This window comes from Streptomyces sp. NBC_00335 (assembly GCF_036127095.1).
Lineage (GTDB): Bacteria > Actinomycetota > Actinomycetes > Streptomycetales > Streptomycetaceae > Streptomyces.
Genome location: NZ_CP108006.1, coordinates 7,359,040 through 7,377,219, shown reverse-complemented (window position 1 = coordinate 7,377,219; position 18,180 = coordinate 7,359,040). Strand labels below are relative to the sequence as shown.

Here is an 18,180-nt window from a genome sequence, read left to right as displayed (position 1 = left end):
AGAGCCGGTCCAGTTCGAGGACCGGCCGTGCGGAGCCCTGCCCCGGGCCCCGCACGGCAACGGCCGACTCCGCCTCCGGCGCCGAAGGGGTGTGGTTCTTCACAGCGTCAGCTCCGATCGGCGGCGGGGGTTGAGGCGCTCGCGCCAGGCGCCCGCGAGGCCGGCGATCGCCAGGGTCGGGACGATCAGGAGGAGCCCGGGGAAGAGCGTGGGCCACCAGTCGCCGGCGAGCAGCGATCCGCGGGCCGTCTGGACCAGGTTGCCCAGGCTCGCCTGGTGCGCCGGCAGGCCGAGCCCCAGGAAGGACAGGGCCGACTCGTGCCACATGGCGTGCGGGATCATCAGCACGGCGGCGAGCCCCGCCTGCGGCAGCACTCCGGGCACGAGGTGGCGTACGGTCACCCGCCACCGCGAGGCGCCGCCCGAGACGGCCGCGTCCAGATAGGGCCGCGAGCGGAGCGAGAGGACTTCCGCGCGGACGATGCGGGCCGTGGACAGCCAGTGGGTCAGGGCCACGGAGACGACCACCGGCCACACCCCCGGCCGGAACATCGCCACGATGAAGATGCCGAGCAGCAGGTGCGGGATCGAGGACAGGGCGTCCACCACCCGCATGACGCACCGGTCCGGCCACCCGCCGAGCGCCCCGGCGAGCGCGCCGACGGCCGTGCCGAGGACGGTGGCGACCAGCGCGGCCACCAGCCCGACCAGCAGCGAGACGCGCAGCCCGTACACGCAGCGCAGCAGCAGGTCGCGGCCCACGTCGTCGGTGCCGAAGGGGTGGGCCCAGGAGGGCGGCAGCAGCTTTGCCGACAAGTCGACAGCCTGCTGGTCGAGTTGGACCAGCGGTGGCACGAGCAGGACCGCCAGCGCGATGAGGACGACGATCACCGCCGAGGTCCGCACCCGCAGGGTCCGGGTGGAGCTCCGGTCACGGCCGTGGGACCGCCAGAGCTGCGCTCCGGTCGTCGCGGTCGTATCAGCCATCGAAGCCCACCCTCGGGTCCGCCAGCCCGTAGAGCAGGTCGGACAGCAGGTTCCCTGCGAGCACGGCGGCCGTGGCCAGGACCGTCAGCGCGGCCAGCAGCGGGAAGTCCACCGAGGTCGCGGCCTCGACGGTGGCCGCGGCGATGCCGGGCCAGCTGAAGACGGTCTCCACCAGCAGCGCGCCGGTGATCAGTTCCGGCACCCGCGACCCGATCAGGGTCAGCATCGGGAGCATGCCGGAGCGCAGGCCGTGGCCGAGCAGCACCCGCCGCTCCCCCAGGCCCCGCGCACGGGCGCCCCGTACGGGATCCTCCTCCAGCGCGTCGGCCACGCCCTGTCTGACGTACAGGAAGAACCAGGGCAGTTGGGAGATGCCGAGGACCAGCGCGGGCAGCACCAGGTGGCGGGCCACCTGCCCGGCGGTGACCACGTCACTGCCCGCGTCGGTGAGGCCGCCGGACGGCAGTGCGCCCAGGCGCACCGAGAAGAACCAGATGGCGAGCAGGCCCAGCCAGAAGGCCGGGGCCGCTTCGAGGGTGTACGCGAGCCCGGAGACGGCCCGGTCCAGGCGCCCGCCCTGGCGCCGCGCGGCCAGGACGCCGAGCCCGGTGCCCAGCAGCACGGCGACGGCGAAGGCGCACAGCGCGAGCAGCGCCGACCAGCCGAGCCGCTGCGCGATGACGTCGGAGACGGGCTGGCGCATGACGGCGGAGGTGCCGAGGTCCCCGGTCAGCGCCGAGGTGAGCCACTCCCACCAGCGCGAGAGCAGGGGCTGGTCCACGCCGAGGTTCACCCGCAGCTGGTCGAGTCCGGCCTGCGAGGCGGTGAGCCCGGCGGTGCCGGCGTACGCCTTGACGGGGTCGAAGGGGGAGAGCGCGGCGACCGCGAACACCCCGAAGGTCACGACGAGCAGGACCGGGCCGGCGAACAGGGTCCGCCGGCCCGCCATGCGCGCCATCGGCCCCCACGGGAGACGGCGCAGACGGTGGAGACCGCTCACTTCTGCTTCGGCTTCCAGCTCTCGACGTTCCACCAGGGGCCGGTCCCGAGGCCGTGGTCGTGCGGCTCGGTCTGGGTGGAGGGCCCGTCCCACCGGTCGCCCACGACGTAGAGGTGGTCGATGTGGGTGAGGTAGACGTAGCCCGGGTTCTTGACCAGCTCGCGCTGGACCGTGTCGTACGCGGCCTTGCGCACGGCCGGGTCGGCGCTGCGGCGGCCGTCGAGCAGCGCCTGGTCCACGGCCGGGTTGTCGTACCGGGCCATGTTGTTGAAGCCGTCGCCCGCGAGGGCGGAGTTCAGCGTCAGGTACTGGTCGAAGTCCGGGTCGGCCGGGGAGCCTCCGCCCGCGAGGACGGCGTCGGTCTTCATCCGGGGCTCGATGACCTCCCAGCTGCCGGACTCGGTGGTGACCTGGATGCCGGCCTTCTTGGCGTCGGAGGCGAAGGCGAGGGCGTGGTCCTGGCGGAGCTTGTCGCCGGAGGGGTACCAGAGCGGGAAGGCGGCGCGGACCCCGTTCTTGACGCGGATGCCGTCGGCGCCGGGGATCCAGCCGGCGTCGTCGAGGATCTTCTGGGCCTGCGCGAGGTCGTACGGGCGCTCGGTACCGGCGGCGAACCACGGGCTGCCGGTCGGGACGGGGCCGTAGGCGGCCTTGCCCGCGCCCTCGAGGAGCTTGTCGACCAGCGCGCCGCGGTCCACGGCGATGTCCAGGGCCCGGCGGACGGCCGTGTCACCGGTGACGGGGTGCTCGGTCGGCAGGGTCACCTGGCGGTAGTCGTAGGTCTTGGCGGCATACCTCTTGAGCGCCTTGTCGGCCTTGAACCCCTTGGCCAGGTTCGGCGGCAGGACGGCCCCGTCCAGCTCGCCGGAGCGCAGCCGGGTGGCGCGCACGTCGTCGTCCTTGATGACCGCCATGGTGAACTTCTTCACCGCGGGCTCGCCGCCCCAGTAGGACGGGTTGGCCTTGAAGCTCAGCTTCTCGCCCTTGGACCAGGCGGTGAGCACGTACGGTCCCGTGCCGACGGGCCGGGTGGTGAACTCGCCGCTGTTGACGTCCTGTCCGCCCGCGATGTGCTCGGGGGCGATCGGCAGGACGGTCCGCTCGGCGAAGGGGGCGTAGGGGTACTTCAGGGTGAAGACCACGGCGTCTTCGCCGCGCGCCGTGACGTCCGCGATCGCGTCGAGCTCGGACTTGGAGGCGTTGTTCGTCTTCGCGTCGAGGATCGTCCGGTAGGTGAAGACGACGTCCTTGGCGCCGAAGGGCCGTCCGTCGCTGAACTTCACGCCCCGGCGCAGCGGGTAGGTGTAGGTCAGTCCGTCCGCGGAGACCTCGGGGAGCGCCTCGGCCAGCGCGGGCTTCAGCTTCATGCCGGCGTCGTGCGCCAGCAGTCCGTCGAAGATCTTCGAGTTGCCGTCCTTGCCGTAGCCCAGCAGCGGGCTGAGGCTCTCCGGCTCGGTGGCTATGCCGACCACGACGGAGTCGGCCGCCCCGGCACCCGCCGCGGCACCTCCCCCGGGGGTCGAACAGGCCGCCGCGCCCGCGACGATCACCGCGGCCGCGGTCGCCCCGGCCATTCCCCGTACGGTCCGGGCCTTCATCTGGTGCACTTCCTTCGTTATTGCAAAGAGCTCGCAATAATGCCAGACGGGAGCGGAAGAACACGAACCGGGCCGCACCGGCGGGAAGGGGCGGCGCAGGGGTCTTGCCCGGCCGCCGCGGAGCATGCCATATATGTCTAGACCTTTCCGGGGAGCCGGAAGCACCGGAAGACCGGACCAGCCGCACCGGAAGACCCGAAGAACGGAAGAAGAGGGCGCCCGCCGTGCACGACCCCGCACCCAGCACCGCGCCGCACCCCCCGCACCGCTCCCGGCGGCCGTCCGTACGGGGAGCGGCGCCGGCCCTCGCCCTGGCCCTCGCGGCCGCCGCGCTGACGGCGTGCGGCGCCTCCGACACCACGCCCCCGGCGGCCCCGGCCGGGCTCACCGCCCAGGCGGGCAGCGCCACTTCGGTCCACGTCATGTGGCAGTCGCCCGCCCCCGCCGACGCGGTGACCTCCTTCCTCGTCTACCAGGCGGACCGGCTGGTCCGTGAACTGCCCGCCGACAAGACGATGACCGACATCACCGGCCTGACCCCGCGGACGGCCTACGCGTTCACGGTCCGCGCCCGGGACGCCGCCGGGAACACCTCCCCGGCCGGCGCGGCCGCCTCGGCCACCACCCCCGCGGCCACGGCCGAGGACCGGCTGGCCCCGACCGCCCCGGCCCGTACGGACGGCCGGGCCCTCGGGCCCACCTCCGCCCGGCTGACCTGGGCCGCGGCCACCGACGACACGGGCGTCACCGCGTACGACGTCTACCAGGGCGACGCCCGGATCCACACGGTCGGCCCCGGCACCACCACGACGGTCCTGGAGGACCTCCGGCCCGACAGCGTGTACACCTTCACCGTCCGGGCCCGCGACGGCGCCGACAACTCCTCCCCCGCCGGTCCCGCCGCGGACGTGACCACCCCGCCCGGGCCCGGACAGCGGACCGGCACGGCTCCGGCCGAGTTCACGGCGGTCGCCTCGCCGGGCGCGGTGACCCTCGCCTGGACCGCCCCGGCCACCGGCCGGGCGACCACCGAGTACGAGCTCTACGTCAACGGCCGCCCCACCACCGTCATCCAGTTCGGCGAGGGCGCCGTTCCGGCCGGCCAGGCGGAGCACCGCCTCACGGTCGCCGAACCTCCCGGCACCGCATGGACGGTGAAGCTCCGGGCGCGCCTGCCCGACGGCACCTGGGGCGCCTTCTCCGCCGAACGGCAGGTCGTACTGGCCCCCTGAGCGCCCTCCGAACGGCCGCTCCGAGCACCCCCGGACGGCTTCCCGGCGGTCGCGCGAACTCCGCCCGCCGGAGGAGCTCCTGACATCCTGTTCGTTCGATCTGTCCCGAACGGTACTGCGGGGAAAGAAGATCGCGCAGAATACTCCCGTGTTCGGTGAGTACTCGGTCAACAACAATCAGGCAGATTCCATGGACGGCGATCCTGGGCCAGACTCTGGCGCCGTGCCGGGAAACCTGCCGCCGGAAACGGCGAGCTTCGTGGGCCGCGAGCGTGAACTCGGCCTCCTGTCCGACCTGCTGCGCGAGCGTCGGCTCGTGACGCTGACGGGCGTCGGCGGCGTGGGCAAGTCCAGGCTGGCCCTGCGGGCCGCCGCCGACCCCCGCCAGCGCAGGCGCGACGGGGTGTGGTGGGTGGAGCTCTCCCCGCTGCGCGACGCCGAACTGCTCACCCCCACCGTCGCGCACGCCCTCGGCCTCGCCCACCAGTCCCCGCGCCCGCTGGACGAGGAACTGTGCGCGTGGATGGCCGACAAGGAGCTGCTGGTCGTCCTCGACACGTGCGAGCACCTGGTGGCCGCCTGCCGGCACCTGGTGGGCGAACTCCTGCAGTCCGCACCGGGCCTGACGGTGCTCATCACCACCCGCGAACCGCTCCTCAGCCCCGGTGAGCACCTGGTCGAAGTCAGCCCGCTGCCCAGCGAAGGACCCGACAGCGACGCCCTCGCGCTGTTCCGGGCCCGCGCGATCGCCGCCACCCCGAACGCCGCCGCCGCCTTCGCCGACCCGGACCGGGCGGCCCTCGCCGCGGACGTCTGCCGCCGCCTGGACGGGATCCCCCTCGCCCTCGAACTGGCCGGCGCCCGGATGCGGCTGTGGACCCTGGAACAGATGGCGCAGCGCCTCGAAGGCCGCTTCGACCTGCTCTCCGGCACCGCCACCGCCCGGCTCCCCCGGCACCAGACGATGCGCACCGCGATCGGCTGGAGCCACGAACTGTGCGAGCCGGTCGAGCGGCTGCTGTGGGCCCGGCTCTCGGTGTTCACCGGGGACTTCGACGTCGCCGCGGCCCGCGCGGTGTGCTCGGGCGGCCCCCTGCCCGCCGCCCGGGTCGAGCGGGTGCTGGCGGACCTGGTGACGAAGTCGGTGGTCCGGTGCAGCCGGGAACGGGGCGCGGGCGCCCGCTACCGGCTCCTGGACACCATCCGCGAGTACGGCCAGGACTGGCTGGCGGAACTCGGCGAGGAACGGGTCATCGCCGACCGGCACGCCCACTGGTACGCGGCGCTCGCGAAGGCCGCCGACCCGGGCTGGATGGGCCCGGGCCAGCTGGACTGGTACCGCAGGATGACCGCCGAGCACGCGCAGCTGCGTACCGCCCTGGAGCACCTGCTCCGCTCGGACCCCACGGCGGCCCTGGAGACGGCGGGCGCGCTCTGGTTCTTCTGGTTCTCCTGCGGCCACGTCGACGAGGGCCGGTCCTTCCTGGAACGGGCCCTGAGCCGGGGCCCGCGTACCGGAGCCGCGTACGTCCAGGCCCTGTGGGCCCTCGGGCTCACCACCCTGCTCCAGGGCGACCTGGCCACGGCCGAGGAGCTCGGCCGGGCGTGCACCGGCGCGGCGGCCACCCTGGCCGACCCGGAGCCGGAGCTGCGCGCCGCGTACCTGCACGCGGTGTCGGTGCTGATGCCGGGCGATCCCGTACGGGCCCTGGCGCTCGCCGGACCCCGGGCGCGCGGGGGCCACGGCGGGAGACCCACCGGCGTGGGCTGGCTGCTGTGCCGGCTGGCCACCGGCTACGCCCTGTGCGACCTCGGACGCTTCGAGGAGGCCGAGCAGGAGGCGCAGGGCCTGCGCGAGGCCTGCACGGAGCTGGGCGAGCGCTGGCTGCGGGCGTACGCGGACTACATCCTGGCCGTGGCCGCCTTCGGGCTCGGCCACCACGGGGAGGCGGCCCGGCACGCGCGGGCGATGCTGTCGGGCAAACGGCTGCTGGGCGACCGCTTCGGGATCGCACTCGGCCTCGACCTGCTGGCCGCGGCCGTGGCGGCCATGGGAGACGGCGAGCTGGCGGCCCGGCTACTGGGTACGGGGCACGCCTGGTGGCGCACGGTGGGCCGGCCGCAGATGGGCTCACCCTCGCTCACGGCCCTGCGCGACCAGGGCGAACGGCAGGCCAGAGCGGCGATCGGCGACGAGGCGTACGAGAACGCCTTCCTGGGCGGCGCGGCGGCGTCCACCGGCTGAAGCCCAGTGCGTGGGCCGGGCCGGTGGACGCAGCCAGTGGCGCCGTGGCGTAACTCCGGGGCTCCCGTCAGTACGGGAGGGGTCTGCCCGACGGTGTACGCAGGTCCAGGTCTCGGGGTGCGGGCTTCGGGACGGGCTTTCGGATCAGCTGCTGGCGCATGCTGCCTCCTCGCTCAGACCAGGGCCGGGCGGCGGGGTTCCACCGTGCGGCCGTCGGGGAGCAGTTCACCTGTGTCATCGAAGACCACGGCACCGTTGCACAGCAGGTTCCAGCCCTGTTCGGGGTGGAAGGCCACGGTGCGTGCGGCGTCGTGGTCGACGCTGTCGGCGGTCGGGCAGGGGGGCTGGTGGGAGCACATGGCGCACCTCCTCGCAGAGTGGGGCGGGAAGGCCGGTGGTCACCCGGTCGAATCCGCGATCCACGGTGGCGGTGAGTATTACTGATCGCCACCCCCGGGCGGAACCCATATTCGCCGCCCAGTTCAGGGTGTGTATGCCCGCTTACGATGCGCTCATGCCCGCTATCCGGATCATTCACCGCACACTTCTCGACACCGGGGAGGCGTGGACGAGGCTGACGGACTGGGAACGCCACGCCGCCGCCGTCCCGCTCACCCGGGCGATCATCGAAACACCGCCTCCGACGCACAACGGAACCCGTTTCACCATGCGTACGGGCGTGGGGAGCATCACCTTCGACGACCCGATGGAAGTCACCCTCTGGCGGCCCCCGCAGGACGGCTCCGCGGGACTGGTCCGGCTCGTCAAACACGGCCGCGTGGTGCGGGGCCGGGCGGAGATCGAGCTCCGCCCCTCGCCCGCGGGCGGCTGCGAGGCCGAATGGCGCGAGGAACTGCGCGTACGGGGCCTGGGCCGCCCCTTCGACCCCCTGGTCGCGGCGGCGGCGCGCCTGTGCTTCTCCCGAGCCTTGAAGGCCCTCCTGCGCCCCTGAACGGGGCGTCCGGCCCCCGGGCCGCCCGGGGGCCGCCGGCCCGGCGCAGGCGCACGAAGGGGGCCCGGGACCGCCTCGCGGCAGCCCCGGGCCCCCTTCCCCGCTCCCGAACCGACGCGCTAGCGGATCGGCATGCCCGAGAGCGTGCGCGCGATCACCAGCCGCTGGATCTCGCTCGTCCCCTCGAAGATGGTGTAGATCGCGCTGTCGCGGTGCATGCGCTCCACCGGGTACTCGCGGGTGAAGCCGTTGCCGCCGAGGATCTGGACCGCCTGGGCGGTGACCTTCTTGGCGGTCTCGCTCGCGAACAGCTTCGACATCGAGCCCTCGGCCGAGGTGAAGGGCTTGCCCGCGACCGCCATCCAGGAGGCCCGCCACACCAGCAGCCGGGCCGCGTCGATGGAGGTCCGCATGTCCGCGAGCTGGAAGGCGACGCCCTGGTTGTCGATGATCGGCCGGCCGAACTGCGTACGGGTCTTCGCGTAGTCCAGCGCCACCTCGTACGCGGCGCGCGCCGTGCCGACCGCCATGGCGCCGACGGCCGGGCGGGAAGCCTCGAAGGTGGCCATGGCCGCGTTCTTCACGCGCTCCCCGCCGCCGGCCTTGGCCCGCTCGTGGGCCCGCGCGAGCCGCTCGTCCAGCTTCTCCTTCCCGCCGAGCAGGCAGGAACCGGGGATCCGTACGTCCTCCAGCACCACCTCGGCGGTGTGCGAGGCGCGGATGCCGTGCTTCTTGAACTTCTGCCCCTGGGACAGGCCCGCGGTGTTCGGCGGCACGATGAAGGAGGCGTGCCCCTTCGTCCCCAGCTCCGGGTCGACGACGGCCACGACGATGTGGACGTTGGCGATGCCGCCGTTGGTCGCCCAGGTCTTGGTGCCGTTGAGCACCCACTCGTCCTTGGCCTGGTCGTACACGGCGCGGGTGCGCATCGCACCGACGTCGGAGCCGGCGTCGGGCTCGGAGGAGCAGAAGGCGGCGACCTTCACGTCCTCGGGGGTGCCGTACATCTGCGGGATCCAGGTCCCGATCTGCTCCTCGGTGCCGTTGGCGACGACGCCGATGGCGGCGAGCCCGGTGCCGACGATCGACAGCGCGATGCCCGCGTCGCCCCAGAACAGCTCCTCCATCGCCATCGGGATGCCGAGGCCGGTGGGGTCGAAGAACTGCTGGGCGTAGAAGTCGAGGGAATAGATGCCGACCTTGGCGGCCTCCTGGATGACGGGCCACGGAGTCTCTTCGCGCTCGTCCCATTCCGCGGCCGCGGGGCGGATCACGTCGGCGGCGAAGCCGTGGATCCAGTCCCGCACCTGCTTCTGGTCGTCGTTGAGCTCCATGGTGAACTCCGCCATGTCCCCTCCATCTTTCGTGTCGCCTGCCGTACAGGTGGCTGCCGAGCAGTGTCCATCAAGCAAGTTACCTACGGTAACCCCCACTCCGACTCCAGTCTGTTACCGGCCGGTAAGCACTGTCAAGCAGCAGCGATGACGGACCGCCGATGAGATCGCCACGGTGTGCGGGGTGTTACGTTGCGTGGCCTCAGGACATCGCAAGGGCGGGGAGTGAAGACGGCATGGAGACCACACGGCAGTCCGGCGAGCCGGGAGCGGGCGAGCGCCGGCGGCGGGAGCTGCTGGAGGCCGCCGACCGGGTCGTCCTCAGGGACGGCCCCAAGGCGTCCATGAACGCCATCGCCGCGGAGGCGGGCATCACCAAGCCCATCCTCTACCGCCACTTCGGCGACAAGGCGGGCCTCTACCAGGCCCTGGCCGTCCGGCACACGGACGCCCTGCTCGACTCGCTGCGCGCGGCACTGGACGCACCCGCCGAACGGCGCAGCCGAGTGGAGGCCACCCTCGACACCTACCTCGCCGCGATCGAGGCCCGCCCCCAGGTCTACCGCTTTCTCATGCACCCGGCCGAGGACTCCCAGGCCCCCGAGCGCGGCTTCGACGTCGGCCTGCACTCGGCCCCGCTGCTGCGCCGCCTCGGCGAGGAGTTGGCCCAGGTGATCGGCGAACGCGTGGACCTGGGCCCCGGCGGCGAACGCCTGGCCCGGGTCTGGGGCCACGGCATCGTCGGCATGATGCACGCGGCGGGCGACTGGTGGCTCGGCGAACGCCCCTGCGCGCGCAAGGAACTCGTCAGCGCCCTCACCGATCTCCTGTGGGGCCGCCTGGCCACGGCCGGCAACCGAGCGGACGGCCCGGGCTTCTAGCCCCACCGGGCACCGTCAGGGGCAAATCCAGCCCCGCCGGCGTTTGAGGCGCGGGGTCCGGGGCGGAGCCCCGGGAACCCCGGCCCCGCCGGGCTTTCACTCCCCCAGCGCGTGGATCCCGGCCTGACCCCAGTCGGTCTTCCGGATCTGCCTGCGCAGCTTGCGCGCCCGCAGCCCCGTAACCCGCTCCGCGTACACCGCACCGGCCAGGTGATCGCACTCGTGCTGCAGGCACCGCGCGAAGAACCCCGTCCCGGCCACCCGAACCGGCGCCCCGTCCGAGGTGACGCCCTCGACGACGGCCTCGTCGAAGCGGACCGTGGACGCTTCCAGCCCCGGCAGGGACAGGCACCCCTCGGGACCGGCGAACTCGTCCCCCTCCGCGGACACCAACCGCGGGTTGACGATGTGCCCGACGTGGCGGACGTCCTCGTCGTCGGGGCAGTCGTATACGAACACCCGCTGCCCCACGCCGATCTGGTTCGCTGCGAGGCCGACGCCCTGGGCGGCGTACATCGTCGCGAACATGTCCTCGATGAGCCGGTCGAGGGCCGGACCGAACTCGGTGACCTCCGCGCAAGCGGAATGGAGCACCGGGTCGCCCAGCAGGCTCATGGTGCGGACGATGCCGGAGGTACCGGGGAGGGGGCGCTGTCGCATGGCGGTAAGAGTACGACGGGCGACTATATGAGGAGATCTTCGGCAGACCGGGGGCGCCGCGGTCCGGGCGCGGGCAGGTCATGGATAGGCTGGGGGCGACCGACGCAAGGAGGACAAGGGACGATGGCAGGCAACACAGAGCCGCTTTCGCCGCGGGCCAAGCTGGCCGTGACGGCGGGCAAGGCCGCAGCGGCGGTGTCGCGGGCCGCGGGACGCGGAAGCGGATCGGTGATCGGAGGCAAGGTCGCGCTCAAGCTCGACCCCGATCTCCTCGGCGCGCTGGCGCAGCATCTCGACGTCGTCCTCGTCTCGGCGACGAACGGCAAGACCACGACGACCCGGCTCATCGCGGAGGCCCTGCGGGCCAGCGGCCCGGTCGTCTCCAATGCGCTGGGCGCGAACATGCCCGCGGGCATCACCTCCGCCCTGGCGGGCGGCTCGGACGCCCGCTACGGCGTCATCGAGGTGGACGAGAAGTACCTGGCCGGAGTGGCCCGGGACGTCACCCCCAAGGTGATCGCCCTGCTGAACCTCTCCCGTGACCAGCTGGACCGCGCCGCCGAGACCCGCATGCTCGCGGAGAAGTGGCGCGAGGGCCTCTCCGGCTCCAAGGCGGTCATCGTCGCGAACTGCGACGACCCGCTGATCGTGTGGTCCGCCTCCTCCTCGCAGAACGTGGTGTGGGTCGCGGCCGGTCAGGAGTGGAAGGACGACGCCTGGTCGTGCCCCTCCTGCGGTGGCGTCATGCAGCGTCCGGGCGACGACTGGTTCTGCGGCGAGTGCGGTTTCCGGCGTCCCACCCCGAGCTGGGTGCTCTCCGGTGACCACGTGCTCGACCCGCACGGCAGCGCCTGGCCGATCAGCCTCCAGCTCCCGGGCCGCGCCAACAAGGCGAACGCGGCCACCTCGGCCGCGGTGGCGGCCGTCTTCGGCGTCCCGCCGCAGGTGGCACTGGAGCGGATGTACCAGGTGCAGGCCGTCGCCGGACGCTACGACGTGGTGAGCTTCATGGGCCGCGAACTGCGGCTGCTGCTCGCGAAGAACCCGGCCGGCTGGCTGGAGACCTTCTCCCTGATCGACCCGCCGCCGACCCCGGTGATCCTGTCGGTGAACGCACGCGGCGCGGACGGCACCGACACCTCCTGGCTGTGGGACGTGGACTACCCGCGCCTGGCCGGCCACCCGATCTTCGTGATCGGCGACCGCAAGCTGGACCTCGCGGTCCGCCTGGAGGTCGCGGGCCTGGACTTCCGGGTGTGCGAGACCCTCGACGAGGCCGTGCAGCTGGCGCCGCCCGGACAGATCGAGCTGATCGCCAACTACACCGCCTTCCAGGACGTGCGCCGCCGCGTCGGCAACTAGTACCCATAAGGACAAGAGCATGAGCGACAACAGCCTGCGTCTGGTGTGGATCTACCCCGACCTGCTCAGCACGTACGGAGACCAGGGCAACGCCCTGGTCGTCGAGCGCCGGGCCCGCCGGCGCGGCCTGGACGTACAGCGCGTGGACGTGCGCAGCGACCAGCCGATCCCCACCTCGGGCGACATCTACCTGATCGGCGGCGGTGAGGACCGGCCGCAGCGGCTGGCCGCGGAGCGCCTGCTGCGCGACGGCGGTCTGGAGCGCGCCGTTTCGAACGGGGCGATCGTCTTCTCCGTCTGTGCCGGCTACCAGATCCTGGGCCAGGAGTTCGTCAACGACGTCGGCGAGCGCCAGCAGGGCCTCGGCCTGCTGGACGTGGTGACCGTGCGCGGCGAGGGCGAGCGGTGCGTCGGCGACGTGCTGGGGGACATCGACCCCCGGCTCGGCCTGCCGCAGCTGACCGGCTTCGAGAACCACCAGGGCGTCACGCACCTCGGCCCGACGGCCAGGCCCTTCGCGCGGGTCACGATGGGCCGCGGCAACGGCACCGGCGACGGCACCGAAGGCGCGTACAACGACACGGTGTTCGGCACGTACATGCACGGTCCCGTGCTGGCGCGCAACCCGCAGATCGCGGACCTGCTGCTGAAGCTGGCCCTCGACGTGAACGCGCTGCCGCCCATCGACGACCGCTGGTACGAGGCGCTGCGCGCCGAGCGCATCGCGGCGGCCACGCAGCCCGCGTAGCCGCACCGCCACCGGCACCGCCGATACCCGGCGTTCGGCCCGGATTCCCCTCGGGGCATCCGGGCCGACGTGTTTTCGTACGACTGATCTGACCAGCATGTGGAGGATGGTTCAGTCCACCCTCGATCCGCTTGTAGGGTGCTGGGTAGTTCCAACCGGACGACGTGGTCCGGTCGTCGGCCCACGTTGCAAAGGTCCTCCCCTGCCATGCGCATAGGTGTGCTCACTTCCGGAGGCGACTGCCCCGGGCTCAACGCCGTCATCCGCTCCGTCGTGCACCGCGCCGTCGTCGACCACGGGGACGAGGTCATCGGTTTCCACGACGGCTGGCGCGGCCTCCTGGAGTGCGACTACCGCAAGCTCGACCTGGACGCCGTGAGCGGCATCCTGGCCCGTGGCGGAACGATTCTGGGCTCCTCCCGGGTCCAGCCCGCCCATCTGCGCGACGGCGTGGAGCGGGCCCGCGGCCACGTCGCCGATCTCGGCCTGGACGCCATCATCCCGATCGGCGGCGAAGGCACGCTGAAGGCCGCGAACCTGCTCTCGCAGGGCGGCCTGCCGATCGTCGGCGTCCCTAAGACGATCGACAACGACATCGCCTCCACCGACGTCACCTTCGGCTTCGACACCGCCGTCGGGGTGGCCACCGAGGCACTGGACCGGCTGAAGACCACCGCGGAGTCCCACCAGCGCGTGATGGTCGTGGAGGTCATGGGCCGCCACACCGGCTGGATCGCCCTGCACTCGGGCATGGCGGCCGGCGCGCACGCGATCGTCGTGCCCGAGCGCCCCTTCGACATCGAGGAGCTGACCGCGATCGTCGGCGAGCGCTTCGAGCAGGGCAAGCGCTTCGCGATCGTCGTGGTCGCCGAGGGCGCCAAGCCCGCCGAGGGCAGCTCGATGGCCCTGGAAGAGGGCGGCACCGACATGTACGGCCACGAGCGGTTCGCCGGCATCGGCAACCGTCTCGCCGTCGAGCTGGAGGAGCGCCTCGGCAAGGAGGCCCGGCCGGTCATCCTGGGCCACGTCCAGCGCGGCGGCACGCCCACGGCGTACGACCGCGTCCTGGCGACCCGCTTCGGCTGGCACGCGGTGGAGGCCGCCCACCGGGGCGAGTTCGGGATGCTGACGGCCCTGCGCGGCACGGACATCGTCATGGTCCCGCTCGACGAGGCCGTGCAGACCCTGAAGACGGTTCCGTCGGAGCGTTACGACGAGGCGCAGAACGTCCTGTGATCTTTCCCCCTTTCCGCGCGTCACTCCCGTAATGGCCGCCCCCGGACGATTCCCGTCCGGGGGCGGCATTACTGTGGTGGGGCACCACGGGTCAAGGGAGTGAAGAGATTGAGTTACCTCGCGCACGACGGCATGGACATGAAGATGGACCTGCCGCCCTTCACCCTCGGGCGCGGGCTGGAGTTCTCCTTCGACGCCTTCTTCCTCATCGGCTCGATCCTCGGCCTCGCGCTGTACGGGTGGGGCGTGGTGCGGCTGCGCCGGCGCGGGGACGCCTGGCCGGTCGGGCGGACGATCGGCTTCACCATCGGCGTGCTGAGCGTGGCCCTGGTGATGTGCACCAAGCTGAACGACTACGGCATGGTCATGTTCAGCGTGCACATGGTCCAGCACATGGTGATCAGCATGCTCAGCCCGATCCTGCTGCTGCTGGGCGCGCCCGTGACGCTGGCCCTGCGCGCGCTGGCGCCGGCGGCCCGAGGTCACAAGGGGCCGCGCGAGCTGCTCCTGATGCTCCTGCACAGCCGGTACATGAAGGTGATCACCCATCCGGTGTTCACCATCCCGATGTTCATCGCCAGCCTCTACGGCCTGTACTTCACCCCGCTCTTCGACTTCCTGATGGGGTCGAAGACGGGCCACATCGCGATGATGGTGCACTTCCTCGCCGTCGGCCTCGTCTTCTTCTGGCCGATCATGGGCGTGGACCCGGGCCCGCACCGCCCCGGCTACGTGATGCGGATGCTGGAGCTGTTCGCCGGAATGCCCTTCCACGCCTTCTTCGGCATCGCGCTGATGATGGCCAGCGAGCCGATGATCAAGACGTACGCGAACCCGCCCGCCTCCCTCGGCATCGACCCCCTGCTCGACCAGCAGTGGGGCGGCGGAATCGCCTGGGCCTTCAGCGAGATCCCCTCGGTGCTGGTGCTGATCGCGCTGGTCTACCAGTGGTACCACTCGGAACAGCGGGCCGCGAAGCGCTCCGACCGGTCCGAGGACCGCAACGGGGATCAGGAGCTGGCGGCCTACAACTCGTATCTCGCCTCGCTCCAAGCGCGTGGCCAGTAGCGCCGGACCGCCTTCAGGCGCCACCATGGGGCATGACCGGATCCGTGAAGGCGATGGCAGTGATGACCTTCGCCTCTCTGGTGGCGATCGCCACGTATTCCGTGGCCCTCGGAAGCAACGGCTGGCTGTGGTTCGGCTGGGTGGTGCTGGGGCTGCTCACCGCGGGAATGGCGGCCACGGGCAGTGCCTGAGCCGCCGCCCCCTGCGATCGATGGCTGACCGTCCGTAGGATGTCCCCTGACCACGGGACGTCGACGGGAGCCGCTTGGTGTTCTACCACTTGCTCAAGCACGTGATCCTGGGGCCGCTGCTGCGGCTCCTGTTCCGGCCCCGCATCGAAGGACTGGAGAACATCCCGGAGGACGGGGCCGCGATCATCGCGGGCAACCACCTGTCGTTCTCCGACCACTTCCTGATGCCCGCGATCCTGACGCGGCGCATCACCTTCCTCGCCAAGGCCGAGTACTTCACCGGACCGGGCCTGAAGGGACGGCTCACCGCCGCCTTCTTCCGCAGTGCCGGACAGATCCCGGTCGACCGCTCCGGCAAGGACGCGGGTCAGGCCGCGCTCCGCGAGGGGCTCGGGGTGCTGTCCAAGGGCGAGCTGCTGGGCATCTACCCGGAGGGCACCCGCTCGCACGACGGGCGGCTGTACAAGGGCAAGGTCGGAGTGGCGGCGATGGCCCTGGGCGCCGCGGTGCCCGTCGTCCCGTGCGCGATGGTCGGGACCTTCGAGATCCAGCCGCCCGGACAGAAGATCCCCAAGATCCGCCGGGTCACGATCCGCTTCGGCCGGCCGCTGGACTTCTCCCGGTACGCGGGGATGGAGGGCGAGCGGGCCGTGCTGCGGGCCGTCACCGACGAGATCATGTACGAGGTCCTCGCCCTGTCCGGCCAGGAGTACGTGGACCGGTACGCCGCCGACGTCAAGGCGGAGGAAGAGGAAGCACGGAAGAAGGCCCGGCGCAGGACGCGCTGAGCCCTCTCCCGTGCGGAGCGGAACGGTGCCCGCCCGGTCCGGCTAGCGGATGGCGGGGAGCTCGTCGATCGCCCGCTGGTCGGCGGCCGGGGCCGGCGCGAGCAGCTTGGCGGCGACGGGCGCCGGGGCCACCGGGGTGGCGTGCGGACCGCACGTCACGTTCTGGGCGTCCACCTGGCCGGTGAGCAGGTAGGTGTCCACCCGGGTGTTGATGCAGGGGTTCACCAGGTTGGTGACACCGTGCGAGCCGGCGTTCTGCTCGGTGATCAGACGCGAGCCGGCGAGCCGCTTGTTCAGCGAGACCCCGCCCTTGTACGGCGTGGCGGCGTCACGCTCGGACTGCACGATCAGTACCGGCGGCAGGCCGCGGTGGGCGCCGACACCGACCTCGATCGCGTGGTGCTGCTTGGACTTCCAGGTGGCGCAGGGCAGGTTCATCCACGCGTTGGCCCAGGTCATGAAGGGGTACTGGGCGTGCAGCTTGGTGTTGTCCCGGTCCCACTTGGACCAGCTGGTGGGCCACTTGGCGTCGGCGCACTCGACCGCGGTGTAGACGGCGTTGCCGTTCTCCGCCGAGGCGTTGCCCTGGATGTCGCTCATGTCGGGGGCGATGGCGTCGATCAGCGCCTGCTCGTCGCCGGCCTCGTACGCGGCCCAGGTCTGGGCGACGGGCACCCAGGAGGAGTCGTAGTACGGGGCGCTCTGGAAGAAGCCGATGAGCTCGGCCGGGCCGACGATCCCGCCGAGCGGGTTGGCCTTGGCCTTCGCGCGCAGCTTCAGCCACTTGGCCTCGACCTCGGCGCGGGTGGTGCCGAGGTGGAAGGAGGCGTCGTTCTTGGCGACCCAGTCCTCCCAGTCGTTCCAGCGCATCTGGAAGGCGACGTCCTGGCCGAGGTTGGCCTCGTACCAGATGTTGTCGCGGGAGGGGTCCACCACGCTGTCGACGATCATGCGGCGCACGTGCGTCGGGAACAGGGTCGCGTAGACCCCGCCGATGTAGGTGCCGTAGGAGACGCCGATGAAGTTCAGCTTCTTCTCGCCGAGGGCGGCACGGATGACGTCCAGGTCACGCGCGATGTTCGGCGTGGTCATGAACGGCAGCATCTCGCCGCTGCGCTCCTTGCAGCCGTCCGCGTACTCCTCGGCGAGCTTGCGCTGGGCGTTCTTGTCGGCCTTGCTGTCCGGCACCGGGTCGGCCTTGGGGGCCTTGACGTACTCCTGCGGGTCAATGCAGGAGATCGGCGCGGAGTGGCCGACGCCGCGCGGGTCGAAGCCCACGAAGTCGTACGCCTTCGCGGTGTTGACCCACAGCGGGCTCTTGGTGGTGATCCGGCGGGGGAAGCGCATGCCGGAGGCGCCCGGGCCGCCCGGGTTGTAGAGGAGCGCGCCCTGGCGCTCTTCCTTGGTGCCGGTGCTGACGGCGCGGTCGACCGCGATGTCGATCGTCTTGCCGAAGGGCTTGCTGTAGTCGAGCGGGACCTTCACGTAGCCGCACTGGATGGGCGCCGCGAAGCCCCAGTCGGGCGGACAGTCCTTCCAGTCGATCCCGGTGCGGGCCGCGCGGGCGGCGGCGATCTGGGTGCCGAACGCCTCGGCGATCGGGTTGTCACGGCCGGAAGGGCCGGAGAAGCCCGACGAGGCCGAGGAGGCCGACGCCGACGGGGCGAGCAACAGGCTCGCCGCCAGCGTGCCGGTGACCAGAGTGGCGGCGCTCCCCAGCACCGCGTTGCGTATCACGTGGTTGTTCCCCCTGCGTCATCTGCCGCCGTGGGCGGCGTGGTTCGTGCCGGTGTGGATGTGCGTCGGCACGTGGTGGGGATACTTCCGCCTGACCAGGAGCGGGCAACAGAGCACGGGGCGGTTCTTTGCCAACCCGATATCCGGAAATGGGTGTACCG

General features: G+C 71.9%; 17 protein-coding genes. 10 read left to right on the top strand and 7 right to left on the bottom strand.

Features of this window, described 5'->3' with window-relative positions; all coding sequences use genetic code 11:
• Window positions 1-99 precede the first annotated feature (99 nt).
• The 3 genes from OHA37_RS33510 to OHA37_RS33500 are packed head-to-tail and all read right to left on the bottom strand — an operon-like array spanning window position 100 to window position 3,585.
• A complete protein-coding gene (locus tag OHA37_RS33510; protein WP_266910894.1) occupies window positions 100-987 on the bottom strand; it encodes an ABC transporter permease in 888 nt (295 codons plus the stop codon).
• Window positions 980-1,945, bottom strand: coding sequence for an ABC transporter permease (locus OHA37_RS33505; RefSeq protein WP_266910892.1), 966 nt, complete (start codon window positions 1,943-1,945; stop codon window positions 980-982). Before OHA37_RS33505 ends, OHA37_RS33510 begins: the two co-directional genes overlap by 8 nt.
• A gap of 38 nt (window positions 1,946-1,983) precedes the next feature.
• Window positions 1,984-3,585 (bottom strand): ABC transporter substrate-binding protein, encoded by a 1,602-nt coding sequence (locus OHA37_RS33500; RefSeq protein ID WP_266910890.1) that lies wholly within the window; start codon window positions 3,583-3,585, stop codon window positions 1,984-1,986.
• Between the two features lie 224 nt (window positions 3,586-3,809).
• Between OHA37_RS33500 and OHA37_RS33495 the strand changes: the two genes are divergently transcribed.
• Together OHA37_RS33495 and OHA37_RS33490 are read left to right on the top strand one after the other, a co-directional pair.
• Window positions 3,810-4,817 (top strand): fibronectin type III domain-containing protein, encoded by a 1,008-nt coding sequence (locus OHA37_RS33495; RefSeq protein ID WP_266910888.1) that lies wholly within the window; start codon window positions 3,810-3,812, stop codon window positions 4,815-4,817.
• 223 nt (window positions 4,818-5,040) lie between these two features.
• On the top strand, window positions 5,041-7,062 hold the full coding sequence (locus OHA37_RS33490) for an ATP-binding protein (protein ID WP_266910886.1): 2,022 nt from the start codon (window positions 5,041-5,043) through the stop codon (window positions 7,060-7,062).
• 173 nt (window positions 7,063-7,235) lie between these two features.
• Here OHA37_RS33490 and OHA37_RS33485 read toward each other — a convergent pair whose 3' ends face one another.
• On the bottom strand, window positions 7,236-7,421 hold the full coding sequence (locus tag OHA37_RS33485) for a DUF5999 family protein (protein ID WP_243341733.1): 186 nt from the start codon (window positions 7,419-7,421) through the stop codon (window positions 7,236-7,238).
• A 155-nt stretch (window positions 7,422-7,576) separates the two neighbouring features.
• Here OHA37_RS33485 and OHA37_RS33480 point away from each other — a divergent pair, with 155 nt between their 5' ends.
• Complete coding sequence (locus OHA37_RS33480; protein WP_266910882.1) at window positions 7,577-8,014, top strand: SRPBCC family protein; 438 nt, start codon at window positions 7,577-7,579, stop codon at window positions 8,012-8,014.
• 119 nt (window positions 8,015-8,133) lie between these two features.
• Here OHA37_RS33480 and OHA37_RS33475 read toward each other — a convergent pair whose 3' ends face one another.
• The gene (locus OHA37_RS33475; RefSeq protein WP_266910880.1) at window positions 8,134-9,363 is read right to left on the bottom strand and encodes an acyl-CoA dehydrogenase family protein; all 1,230 of its coding nucleotides are present in this window, start codon (window positions 9,361-9,363) and stop codon (window positions 8,134-8,136) included.
• 221 nt (window positions 9,364-9,584) lie between these two features.
• On the opposite strand from OHA37_RS33475, the gene OHA37_RS33470 reads away from it, so the two are divergent.
• Entirely contained in the window at window positions 9,585-10,229 is a 645-nt protein-coding gene (locus OHA37_RS33470) for a TetR family transcriptional regulator (RefSeq protein WP_266910878.1), read from the top strand.
• A gap of 96 nt (window positions 10,230-10,325) precedes the next feature.
• On the opposite strand, the gene def is transcribed toward OHA37_RS33470, so the two are convergent.
• Window positions 10,326-10,889 carry a peptide deformylase gene (def, locus tag OHA37_RS33465; RefSeq protein WP_250740164.1) on the bottom strand — a complete coding sequence of 188 codons (564 nt, stop codon included), beginning with the start codon at window positions 10,887-10,889 and terminating at the stop codon, window positions 10,326-10,328.
• 123 nt (window positions 10,890-11,012) lie between these two features.
• Between def and OHA37_RS33460 the strand changes: the two genes are divergently transcribed.
• The 6 genes from OHA37_RS33460 to OHA37_RS33435 all read left to right on the top strand — a co-directional run bounded on the left by OHA37_RS33460 (window position 11,013) and on the right by OHA37_RS33435 (window position 16,282).
• Window positions 11,013-12,251: a MurT ligase domain-containing protein gene (locus tag OHA37_RS33460; protein WP_266910875.1), complete on the top strand. Its 1,239-nt coding sequence runs from the start codon at window positions 11,013-11,015 to the stop codon at window positions 12,249-12,251.
• A 19-nt stretch (window positions 12,252-12,270) separates the two neighbouring features.
• Window positions 12,271-12,999, top strand: coding sequence for a type 1 glutamine amidotransferase (locus OHA37_RS33455; protein ID WP_266910873.1), 729 nt, complete (start codon window positions 12,271-12,273; stop codon window positions 12,997-12,999).
• A 207-nt stretch (window positions 13,000-13,206) separates the two neighbouring features.
• Complete coding sequence (locus OHA37_RS33450; RefSeq protein ID WP_266910871.1) at window positions 13,207-14,235, top strand: 6-phosphofructokinase; 1,029 nt, start codon at window positions 13,207-13,209, stop codon at window positions 14,233-14,235.
• Window positions 14,236-14,373: 138 nt separating this feature from the next.
• Entirely contained in the window at window positions 14,374-15,303 is a 930-nt protein-coding gene (locus OHA37_RS33445) for a cytochrome c oxidase assembly protein (RefSeq protein ID WP_266913312.1), read from the top strand.
• Window positions 15,304-15,335: 32 nt separating this feature from the next.
• On the top strand, window positions 15,336-15,494 hold the full coding sequence (locus tag OHA37_RS33440; protein WP_266910869.1) for a hypothetical protein: 159 nt from the start codon (window positions 15,336-15,338) through the stop codon (window positions 15,492-15,494).
• A 77-nt stretch (window positions 15,495-15,571) separates the two neighbouring features.
• Window positions 15,572-16,282: a lysophospholipid acyltransferase family protein gene (locus tag OHA37_RS33435; protein WP_266910867.1), complete on the top strand. Its 711-nt coding sequence runs from the start codon at window positions 15,572-15,574 to the stop codon at window positions 16,280-16,282.
• Window positions 16,283-16,324: 42 nt separating this feature from the next.
• Here OHA37_RS33435 and OHA37_RS33430 read toward each other — a convergent pair whose 3' ends face one another.
• Window positions 16,325-18,019, bottom strand: coding sequence for an alpha/beta hydrolase (locus OHA37_RS33430; RefSeq protein WP_266910865.1), 1,695 nt, complete (start codon window positions 18,017-18,019; stop codon window positions 16,325-16,327).
• Between the last annotated feature and the right edge of the window lie 161 nt (window positions 18,020-18,180).

Bases quoted from the DNA above. Each gene is read 5' to 3' on its own strand.
- OHA37_RS33510 (WP_266910894.1), bottom strand. From the start codon at position 987: ATGGCTGATACGACCGCGACGACCGGAGCGCAGCTCTGGCGGTCCCAC.
- OHA37_RS33505 (WP_266910892.1), bottom strand. From the start codon at position 1,945: ATGGCGCGCATGGCGGGCCGGCGGACCCTGTTCGCCGGCCCGGTCCTG.
- OHA37_RS33500 (WP_266910890.1), bottom strand. From the start codon at position 3,585: ATGAAGGCCCGGACCGTACGGGGAATGGCCGGGGCGACCGCGGCCGCG.
- OHA37_RS33485 (WP_243341733.1), bottom strand. From the start codon at position 7,421: ATGTGCTCCCACCAGCCCCCCTGCCCGACCGCCGACAGCGTCGACCAC.
- OHA37_RS33480 (WP_266910882.1), top strand. From the start codon at position 7,577: ATGCCCGCTATCCGGATCATTCACCGCACACTTCTCGACACCGGGGAG.
- OHA37_RS33475 (WP_266910880.1), bottom strand. From the start codon at position 9,363: ATGGCGGAGTTCACCATGGAGCTCAACGACGACCAGAAGCAGGTGCGG.
- OHA37_RS33470 (WP_266910878.1), top strand. From the start codon at position 9,585: ATGGAGACCACACGGCAGTCCGGCGAGCCGGGAGCGGGCGAGCGCCGG.
- def (WP_250740164.1), bottom strand. From the start codon at position 10,889: ATGCGACAGCGCCCCCTCCCCGGTACCTCCGGCATCGTCCGCACCATG.
- OHA37_RS33460 (WP_266910875.1), top strand. From the start codon at position 11,013: ATGGCAGGCAACACAGAGCCGCTTTCGCCGCGGGCCAAGCTGGCCGTG.
- OHA37_RS33455 (WP_266910873.1), top strand. From the start codon at position 12,271: ATGAGCGACAACAGCCTGCGTCTGGTGTGGATCTACCCCGACCTGCTC.
- OHA37_RS33450 (WP_266910871.1), top strand. From the start codon at position 13,207: ATGCGCATAGGTGTGCTCACTTCCGGAGGCGACTGCCCCGGGCTCAAC.
- OHA37_RS33445 (WP_266913312.1), top strand. From the start codon at position 14,374: ATGAAGATGGACCTGCCGCCCTTCACCCTCGGGCGCGGGCTGGAGTTC.
- OHA37_RS33440 (WP_266910869.1), top strand. From the start codon at position 15,336: ATGACCGGATCCGTGAAGGCGATGGCAGTGATGACCTTCGCCTCTCTG.